This is a genomic window from Paenibacillus ehimensis NBRC 15659 (assembly GCF_004000785.1).
Lineage (GTDB): Bacteria > Bacillota > Bacilli > Paenibacillales > NBRC-103111 > Paenibacillus_G > Paenibacillus_G ehimensis.
The window spans coordinates 21,512-32,227 of the sequence record NZ_BILX01000003.1; the positions used below are offsets into that span (position 1 = coordinate 21,512).

The 10,716-nt window shown below is 57.5% G+C and carries 1 protein-coding gene; it reads right to left on the reverse strand.

Annotation, left to right across the window (positions count from 1 at the left end; all coding sequences use genetic code 11):
- Nucleotides 1-17: 17 nt before the first annotated feature.
- Nucleotides 18-10,715 carry an SDR family NAD(P)-dependent oxidoreductase gene (locus tag PEH01S_RS02425; RefSeq protein ID WP_164827642.1) on the reverse strand — a complete coding sequence of 3,566 codons (10,698 nt, stop codon included), beginning with the start codon at nt 10,713-10,715 and terminating at the stop codon, nt 18-20.
- Nucleotide 10,716: the final 1 nt, after the last annotated feature.

Consider the following 10,716-nt stretch of genomic DNA (forward strand, 5'->3'; position numbering starts at 1 on the left):
TCTAGCCCTCTCCTTTCTCAAAGCTTGATGTAGTCAAAAAAGCCGGCCGCCGATTCCCGAGCCTGTTCCGCCTGTTCAGATTCCTCGAACCGCTCACGGTCGTGCGGGAACCGACATTGCGCCGCCGGATCAGGCCAATGTCTCGTCCGGTTGAATTGGACTTCCGGACATGTCAATGGATGCGGAACCATGTGCGAGACGGGTATCCCCTCATTACTGACGATGAGATGCGCATTGTTGCCTCCAAGGCCGAAAGCGCTGATTCCTGCGCGCAAAACGCCGTCCCCGTCGCCCCACGGCTGATGCGTCTGCACGATATAGAAAGGAGAATCGTCGAACCGAAAACGCGGATTGGGTCGGCCGCAGTGCAGTGTGGGCGGCAGTTCCCGATGGACGAGCGACAGCAGCACTTTAATGAAGCTGGCCATTCCCGCAGCGCTAAGCAGATGCCCGATATTGCTCTTGACGCTGCCGACGCCGCAAAACTGCCTGACATCCGTATATTTGGCGAAAACGCCGGTTAGTGCCTTCAGTTCGAGCGGATCGCCGATCAAAGTCCCTGTTCCGTGCGTCTCGATGTAGCTTATGGTTCCCGGATGAATACCCGCGTCTTGAATCGCTTTCTCCAGCAGCTCCTTCTGCGCTTCCGGATTCGGCGTCGTAATGCCCATCGTATGCCCGTCGTTATTGACGGCGCTGCCGTCAATAACGGCGTATATGCGGTCGTTGTCCGCAATCGCCCTGGTCAGAGGCTTCAGCAGGACGACCCCGCACCCTTCTCCGAGTCCGATGCCGTCTGCGTCCGCGCTGAACGTTTTGCAGCGCCCATCCGGCGACAATACGCCGGCGGCGCCCAGTACCTCGAAAGGCGCCTCATCCAGCAAGATGTCGACTCCCCCGGCGAAGGCCAGAGCGCATTCGCCGTTTTGGATACTTTTAACCGCCAGGTGAATAGCTGTCAGCGAGCTGGAGCATGCGGTATCAAGGACCATGTTGGGTCCCTTCAAGTTATAAACATGGGACAGGTGAGCCGCGATGAAGTTTTGTCCGATGCCGACTACCGTTTCTTTGCCGTACGTATCCAATTTGGAAGAAAAGTTGCCTGTTCTGGCTCCCACAAACACACCCGTCTGCGTGTTCCACAGCTCCTTCTTCCCATATCCGGCATCCGTTGCCGCTTCTACACTCACTTCAAGCAGCTGGCGCTGCAGCGGGTCCAACTGCATGGCCAGCGCCTCGCTTATACCGAAATAGGCCGGATCGAATTGCTCGATATCGTCAAGGAACGCCCCCAATCTATCGGCGTTATTGGCTCGTCCTGCTCCGGCCGTCAAGCTCCGTCTGGAAGCCGGCATTTGTTTAATACTGTCCTTCCCTTGCTTCAGGTTAGACCAAAATTGCCGCGGATTGGCGGCATCCGGGAAATGGCAGCCGATACCGATGACGGCGACTTTATTAGCGGCGTCTCCGGGCGAGCAGCTGGCGAACTTTCCGGATTGCGGGTGCACCAGTTCATGCTGCGGATGCAGGACCGAAAGCTCGCTGCGGGCTGCCGCCACGAAATGCTCCGATGAAGCAAACAGAGCCGTCAGCTCTGCCGGATAAGCGCCGACGAAATGATTCGCCAGCTGCCGCAGGGTCGGATGCTCCAGAATAATGGACGGATCGACGGACACGCCCGCCAAATGGCGATCCATCGAAACAATGACCTGGGCCAGCAGGATGGAATCCATCCCGTATTGCTGGAAAGGCGTATCCGCATCGAGCCTCGAAGCGTCTATTTTCAGCTCTTGAGCCAATAAGTCATGCAGCCAAGCCAATGTGAGGCCGCGCAGCCGGTCATGGCTCCAGGCCGGGTTTACGCTTGCAGCGGTCGGCCGCTCTTGGGAGGCGGATGGAGCGCTGTAGCTGCTATTCCGGTTCAACCATCTGTCCGGTTGAGCGGCTTCCCTGTCCAGCACAGCCGGAAGCACAACCGGCCCCATTCCGCCCAACACAATTCGGTCCAACAGCTGCAGTCCTTCGGCATCGGTAAGGGCGAGCAGTCCTGTTTGCGTATAAGCAGCGCCTACAACCTCGCCAAAGCCGGTCTCTTTCCAACTGGGCCACTGGATGCTGACGATCGGACAATCGCCTGCCCGGGCTTCCGCAAAATAATCCATGTACGCATTGGCCATAGCGTAATCGCTTTGCCCGACAGCGAGCGCCGGAATAACGGACGATACGGAAGAAAACAGCGCAAAAAAGCGCAACGGCTCATGAAGGAGCGCATCGTAAAGCACATGAAGTCCGCGCACCTTGGGGTCCATGACTCTCTGTACAGCTTGTGGGGTCTTGCGGATAAATGCAGGATTTGCTACATCGACCAGGCCGGCGCAGTGAATCACTCCTCCGACGGGACCGAGTGTGCGGCGAATATGATCCACCGCCTCCCGGGCGTCCTTCTCGCTGGTCAGATCGACCGCCAAAACTTGTACCTGCACGCCTTGGCTTTCCAGCTCCATGACGGATTTGATTTTCTCGGCCACATCAGATCGCTGTTCCGCATACCGGCCCCATTGTTCCCGAGGAGGAAGCGTCTCCCGCCCGCTTAGCACCAAGCGCGTAATTCCGTGCTTCTGCACAAAATGCCGGGCGCACAGCAAGCCAAGCCCTCGGGTGCCCCCGGTAATCCAAAGCGCCTGATCGCGCGGAAACGGACCGGCTACCACGGATGTGCTGCGGATCTCATCCGCTTCGCTTAAATAAGAGCTCCAGCGCTGCCCGTCCCGGTAGCACACTTCCGGGTCCCTGCTGTCACTCAGGAACTCATCCGCAATTTGGCGGGCCAACCGTGCGGCAGGCGTCCCGAGCTCGACATCCATGTGTCTCGAACGAAGGCGGCTGTATTCGCTTTGCAGCATCCGGTACAGCCCGGCGCGCTCCGCCCCTTGAAGTTGAACGGAGGCATTCTTGAACGTTTCCAGACCTCTCGTCACAAACAGCAGTGTCGCATCGTCCCGTTTGTTCGTTTCGATCCACCGCTGCAGCCACATTAGCCAGCCATGGTGAACCGCTGCTTCCCCGTATTCCCCCGGGCCCGCTTCCACGGCACAGCCCGTTAAATCGATAACCCCGATCAATCGGGACAACAGGCCCTCGGACAAATTGGACGAAAGCTCGTCTTCTTCCAAAATCACGAACTCTGCCAAATTACGCGCCAGCTCCGAGGCCAGCAACCCGTTTTCTTTTGTCGTCACAATGGCGATCGTTCCTTGGATGTCTCTCGCTTTGCCCGCGGAGGATAGCTGCCAGCGCTTGTGTAGGAACGTCATTGTACGGGCTGACGGCGAATGGGAAAGAGCTGCATGCTGCGACCGATCGTCGTCCGCCTCCGGGCTGCCGCCCGGACCGAGGCCGATCTGAGGCGCCCAGCAGCGCTCTTTGGCGAACGGATAAGGAGGCAGGCTGACGCGCCGTGGAACGCTTGCCGCGTAGAGCGGACTCCAGTCCACTTGCAGCCCTTTCACCCACAGCTCCAGCAGCTTGCCGTAAGCCCGCTGATCAAACCATGCGCGGACGACTTCGTTCCACGCTTCATCCGATGCCAATAACGTCATCGTCTCTTTATGAGCCTTCACTTGCCCCCGATAAATCCCCTCCGCGCCCTGGATATTTCCTGAAATAAACGCCCGAAGCTTCTCCTGCAGTTCTGCGGACGAATGAACAAGGCAGCCAAGCCGCTCCTCCATCGCTTCCCTGCCGGTTTGCAAAGTAAACGCCATGTCCGCTAACCGGCATGAATCGCTGCTCCCGTTCAGCAGAGCGTCCAGCAGTTGCTTCGCCCGTTCCTGCAGGCGTTCCTGCGTCTTCGCGGACAGCACAATGACGGCCGGCTCGCGAGGTTCGGAAGACAATGCCGGCTCCACGACTTCGCAAGGCATATATTCCTCAATGATCAAATGGGCGTTGGCTCCACCCGCGCCGAAGGAGGAAATGCCCGCCCGGCGCGGAGCTTCCTCCATCTTCCCGTTCCGGTCGATTTCCGGCCTTTTCCATTCCTGCAACTGCCGCTGCACAACGAAGGGCGTCGCGCCAAAATCGATGTTTGGATTCAATGCATGGGCGTGAATCGACGGCACCAGCAGCCGATGCTTCATCTGCAAAAGAACCTTCGTCAATCCGGCGATGCCGGCCGCGCTTTCGCAATGTCCGATATTGGATTTGACCGAACCGATCGCGCAAAACTGCCGGTCTGCGGTATACGCCGCAAACGCCGTGGACAGCCCCGCGATTTCGATCGGGTCGCCAAGCGACGTCCCCGTACCGTGAGCTTCCATATAGCTGATGCTTCTCGGATCGATGCCAGATTTTGCAATGGCTCTCCCGATGACGCCGGACTGAGCGCCCGGGTTCGGAACGGTATACCCGTTAGTTTTGCCGCCGTGATTGATCGCGGAGCCCTTGATGACTCCGTAAATGTGATCCCCGTCCGCTACGGCTTTGGATAGCGGCTTCAGAATAACCGCTCCTACGCCTTCGCCCGGCACATATCCGTCGCCGCCCGAGCCGAAGCTTTCGCAGCGGCCCTTGCTGGACAGGAAGCCGCCCTGATTCAGCATAATGTATTTGTTCGGATGCACCGATACGTTTACGCCGCCGGCGACAGCCGCTTCGCACTCCTCATTCTGTAAGCTCTGGCAGGCAAGATGGATCGCGGTCAAAGAGGAAGAACACATCGTATCGACAGCCATGCTCGGCCCGTGAAAATTGCAAAAATAAGAAACCCGGTTCGCGATGGACGCCGGGTTGCCGCTGAGCGCAATAGGCTTATGCCCCAATGCCTGTGCCTGGGCGCCGTAGAGCTGGTATTCCTCGTACATGACGCCGACATAGACGCCGACGCGGTTTCCGAACTCGCCGTTCCTCTGTTCCCCCAGGGTATCCTTTGTATACCCCGCATCTTCCAAAGCTTCGTATACGGTTTGCAGAAACAGCCGCTCCTGCGGGTCCATCAGCTCCGCCTCTTTGGGGGATATATTGAAAAACAGCGGGTCGAAGCAATCGACATCATCCAGAAATCCGCCCCATCTGCCGCCGCCTTTATTCGCCCGGCCTTCGGCTTCGCCTGCATACAGACGGTAATCCCAGCGATCCTGCGGAATTTCTGTTATACAGTCTTTGGCATTTGTCAAATTGCTCCAAAATTGTTCCAAATTATTGGCTTGCGGATAGCGGCCCGCGAGGCCGATGATGGCTATATCCGTCGACGGCTTGGCGGTTGATCTGACGGCATCGGATGCAAATCTCTGCCCTGACTTCATGCGAGACGTGCGTTTGGCGATGTCGGCCGTGGCGACGTTCCTGTTCGAAGCGACAGAGGTATGCGTTTCGCCCGACGGTAGGCCAAGCAGTTCGATCAGCCGTTCCCGATGAGACTTTACAAAATAGCGGGCTAACGCTCCAATGGTCTGATACTCAAACAGCAATGTTTTCGATAAGGTGCCGAAGCCGGATTCCAGTTGCTTGGTCAGCTGCATGACCATGATCGAGTCGATTCCGTATGTCTCCATCGGGGCATCGGATTCTATTTGATTTGACGGCAACTTGAGCACGGAAGCGAGTGCCTTTTTCAAATAATTTGCCGTCTGTTCTGTCAGCGATCGTTCCGACGTTTCCGCACCCCGTCGCGGACGTTCCTCGCCTTGGACCTGAACATGCTGCCCGAATTTCCCGGGATGAGCGTTGACCAGGAGCTTCGCAATGTTATGCAGCGTACAGTATTCAATGAAGAACGCTGAGGTCAGCTCCAGCCGGAATTGCCGGTTCATCATGCCCGCCAGTTCCGCCAGCATCGTCTGGTCAAATCCGTATTCCGCAAGCTCAACGTCCTTGTCCAATTTCTCCGGCGCTACATGAAGGATGCCCGCGGCCATATGCGTCAAAGTGTGCAGCAGGTCCAGCTTCGTTACATCACCCGCAGCAGGCCCGGAAGCGGTTGTCTCTTGCCGGGTTCCGGCGACGTGCCATCTCGCCAGCAACTCCTCCTTGAGCCGGGATGTGCGTCCGTGAACGACTGTCACTTGGCAGTCGTCCGAATGGAACGCCCGGTAAAACATGCCGAGGCCCGCTTCCGTCGTCATCGCTTTCATCCCGACGCTGTGCAGCAGCAGTTGTTCCGCTTTCGCTTCCAGGCGCATGCCGCCTTCCCGCCAGAGCGGCCAATTCAACGCCAGCGTTTTCCCATGGCGCCGTCCGGACGCCGCTAACTCGCTTCGGTACTGCGCGTAGCTGTCCATGAAGGCATTGGCTGCCGCATAGTCGGCTTGCCCCGGATTGCCGAACATGCCAGCCAGTGAAGAAAAGAGAACGAAGAAATCGAGCTGCATATCCCGGCTCGCCTCATCCAAATGAACGGTGCCGCATACTTTGGGCGCTATCACTTCTTCCGCTTCGGCTTCCCGTTTGTTCAGGATAAAGTTGTCCCTTACGATTCCCGCACTGTGAATAATGCCGTTAAGCTTGCCGTATTTTTGTCGGATGTGCTTCATAAGGTCCGATACCGCCTGCCGGTCCGCTACATCGGACTGCCGGTACACCATGTGGGCGCCAGCTTGCTCCAATTTATTCAGCTCTTGGAGCTTATCGCCGCTTAGCTCCGATCTGCCGGTTAGAATCAGCACCGGCCTGCGCGCTTTCGCAGCGATTTCCCTGGCAAATATAAGTCCGAGTCCGCCCGTTCCGCCCGATATCAAATAAACGCCGCCATCTCTCCAAGGCATGTCAGCCTGCTTCCCTGCCACTGGGAGTTCGTTCCATGACTTCTCATACCGTTTGCCTGCGCTATAGCGGATATGCATTTCGGCTGCCGTACCGTTTTCTTTCAATAGGGCAGCAATCTGGCTGGCGTTCATTCCCGGATCGACCTCAATCAACTGGGCGGACAGCTTCGGATTTTCAAGAACAGCCGTTCTCAATAACCCCGAAAGCGCCGATAACAAATGCAGCTGCCCCTCATTCGCCACTACCGTCTGGATGAAAATTTTGCCATCTGCTTCATCCGCGTTATGGCCGATCAGCCGCCGAATTTCGCCAAACGCCCGCAAAGCGGCCGTGCGGAATCGTTGCTCCATCCCGCTGTTTTCCGGCTGCCGGCGAGTCTCATCCTCCGAAGCCAGCGCGATGCATGTCGCGCCGCCGTTCATTTCGACGGCAAGCTGCTCCTTCAGATCGGCATAAGGCTCACACAGCATGACGATATGGCGGGCGTAAACGGAAGCCGGAGCGCCGGTTTCAGAGTCCCGCACTTTCCATTCAGGCACCAGCAGCAGCGTATTTTCGGCAGAAAGCTTCATCGCCGCATCGTGTTCGTCTTCCAATATCCGGCTGCTCACCCCTTGCATGCGCGCGCAGAGGACGCCCCTATCGTCGCAAATGTCGATGTCCAGCTTTTGCAGCGTTTCCAGGCCGCGGCTGCCTTCACTGTACCGGACGTACGCCCACATGGAGGACGCGCAGGGACGAAACACGTCAAGCCGTTCCAGGGCAAACGGCAACGCAGGCTGTTTCATGGGCAAGCCTTCATGTCCGGTTCCCATCCATAACCCGATGGACGCTTGGAGAGCGGCATCTATGATGGCGGGATGCAAGACGTACCGGGCTTGATCGTCCTCCAGAGCAGAATGGAGCTTCAAGCAGGCGAGCGCTTCGCCCTGCCCTACATACAGCGTATCCAGCGCCTGATGAAAGTGACCGTAATGCAGCCCCAGCTCGTCATAAGCTTGATAGCAAGCTTCTTTAGAAACGGTATTCAGGCTGCAGCGGGACCGCACTTCCGCCAAATCGACGGACAGCGAATCTGCGTATTCCATAATCACTGCACTGCCGAAGCTGGATAGAACGGGTTCCTCAGCCTGTTGATTGCAATCCCGCGCAAATATCTCGTAACGGATTTCTCCATCGTCTTCGCTGGGACGGATTGCGATGCTCACTTCTATCGGCTCGTCCTCCAGGCCGATAGGCTTCGTCCATGCGATCTGCTGCAGCGAGACGACAGACCGTTCCGGCGCCAGCCCGCCCAACGCATTCTCCACGGCGGCCCGCGCCATTTCAAGATGGGCGGCTGCCGGCAATACTTTCTTACCTTTCACCACATGATCCGCAAGGAAAAACTCGTTTCCCGTAAAAGTTGATGCATACTTCTGCTCCGTCAAATCCGAAATATTCCGATGCAGCAGCGGGTGAAGATAGGAAGCGCCGACTGCGGACGCTGCGCTCGAATGCGGCGTGAGAGCCGCTTTCTTCTCATATTCCGGCACCCAGCAGCGCTCTCTGGCAAAAGGATAAGTCGGCAGGCCCATACGTTTGCGTGCGCCTTCTTGATGGAGTATCGTCCAGTCCAAACGCAGCCCGCTCACCCACAGCTCAAGCAGCTTGCCGTACTTTCCTTTTCGGGCCCACTGCGCAATGGTGCCCTGCATATCGTCGTCAGACGACAGCAGAGACAGCGGCTCATGGCCGCTCTTCGCTTGTCCGCTGTAGATGCCTTCAAGGCTGGTCCTGCCTTCCATAAAATGTTCCAGCTTCTCCATCAAATCCGCTATGGATTCGACCAGCATACCGAGGCGCGCTTCCATCGCTTCCCGCCCTGTCTGCAGCGTATAGGCTATGTCCGCCAAATGGCGGTCGGCATAGCGCTGCTCCCGCAAGGCGGCGAGCAGCCGGCTTGCCAATGCGCGCAGCCGCTCCTCATTTCTCGCGGACAGCACGATGATTGCCGGGAGGTCAGGCAGGTCAGGAGCGGAAGAAGCTGCCGGCTCGTCCGGCACATACTCCCCGATGACGACATGAGCGTTCGAACCGCCTGCGCCGAAAGATGAAATGCCCGCGATCCGCGGCGCTTCTATCATGACTCCGTCGATCTCGACCGCAGGTCTCTCCCAGTCGCCCAGCTTCTGCTGGACAACAAAAGGAGTTTGATCGAAGTCGATGTTCGCGTTGGTCCGCTGCGAATGGATGGACGGAACAAGCTGCCGGTATTTCATCTGCAAAAGCACTTTGGTGACGCCGGCAATACCCGCAGCGCTTTCACAGTGGCCGATATTCGATTTGGCTGAGCCGATGGCGCAGAAGCCTGTATCTTGCGTGTACGCTCTGAAAGCTTTGGTCAGGCCGGCAATTTCAATCGGGTCTCCCAGCGAAGTGCCGGTGCCGTGAGCCTCGATATAACTGATGCTGCGCGGATGAATGCCCGCCTCTTTGATCGCCCTGCTGATGACACTCGCTTGCCGGTTAGGGTTAGGGACGGTATATCCGTTCGTCTTGCCGCCGTGGTTGACGGCCGTTCCCTTAATTACGCCGTAGATCCGGTCTCCATCGGCAATTGCCTTGGCGAGAGGCTTGAGCAGAACGGCCCCCACTCCCTCTCCCGGCACGTAACCGTCGCCGCCTTCCCCGAAGCTCTCGCACCTGCCTTTGCTCGACAAGAAACCGCCTTGCGTCAGCATCACGTATTTGTTCGGATGAACCGAGACGTTGACGCCTCCTGCGACCGCCACCGCACATTCTCCTTTTTGCAAGCTTTGGCATGCCAGATGAATGGCGGTGAGGGATGAGGAGCACATCGTATCTACGACCATGCTGGGGCCGTGGAAATTGCAAAAATAGGAGACGCGATTGGCGATAGAAGCCGGGTTGCCGTTCAGCGCGAACGGTTCTTTGCCCGTCAGTTGGGCTTCGGCGCCGTACAGCTGATATTCCTGATACATGACGCCGACAAACACCCCTGCGTTGCCCTCCGACTCCGTCCCCGGTAGGCCGGCCACCGTTTCCCGCGTATATCCTGCGTCTTCAAGCGTTTCATACACACATTCCAAGAAAAGACGCTCCTGCGGATCAATCCGTTCCGCTTCCCTGGGAGAAATATGGAAAAAGAGCGGATCAAACAGATCGACGCCTTCCAGAAATCCGCCCCTTCTGCCGGAAGGCGAGCCTGCCCCGCCCTGCCGCTCGCCGGCATGAATCCGATCATCCCAGCGGCTCTGCGGAATTTCCGTAATGCAATCTTTGCCGTTTTTCAAGTTGTCCCAATACTCGTGGATATTGGCTGCCCCCGGATAACGCCCGGACAGACCGATAATCGCAATTTCGGGCGGTTGCTGCGCGACAGTCGAAGAAACCGTCGTAGAAGCCGCCGATTGCGCCGGGATTGTTTCTGCCAGGAGCCTGGCTTTGGCCGGTTGTCTGAAGCGCTCCTTCTTCCCGCTTACGGAGTTCGGACCTTGCACGGCGTTCCTGTCTGCTTCTGGATTGCCCGGCGTGCCGACGGGCTTGCCGAGCAGCTCCGTCAGCTTGCTATGATAGGAACGTAAGAAATATCCGGTCAAATCGTGAATATTGTGATATTCGAAAAACAACGTTTTCGGCAGCGGTCCGAAGACCGTCTCCAGTTGATCCGTCAGCTTCATGACCATAACGGAATCGATCCCGTATTGCTCCAGCGGGGCGTCCGCTTCGATTTGCCGCTCCGGCAGCATGATGACGGCCGCAAGCAGCTTTTTGAGATAGTGAACCGCACGTTCCCGAAGAACTTTATCTTCTCCCTGCTCCGGTTCAGCGGGTATGCCGCGTTTGCCCTCGGCTGCGGACAGCAGGAACTGGAGCTGCTCCGCAGCGTTTTCATGACTGATTCGGCCTTGTTTAATCTGGTTGTATAGAAGTGACAGTTGCTCTTTCATC

Excerpts from the sequence above, each read along its gene's own strand:
- PEH01S_RS02425 (WP_164827642.1), bottom strand. The coding sequence starts at position 10,715 with ATGAAAGAGCAACTGTCACTTCTATACAACCAGATTAAACAAGGCCGA.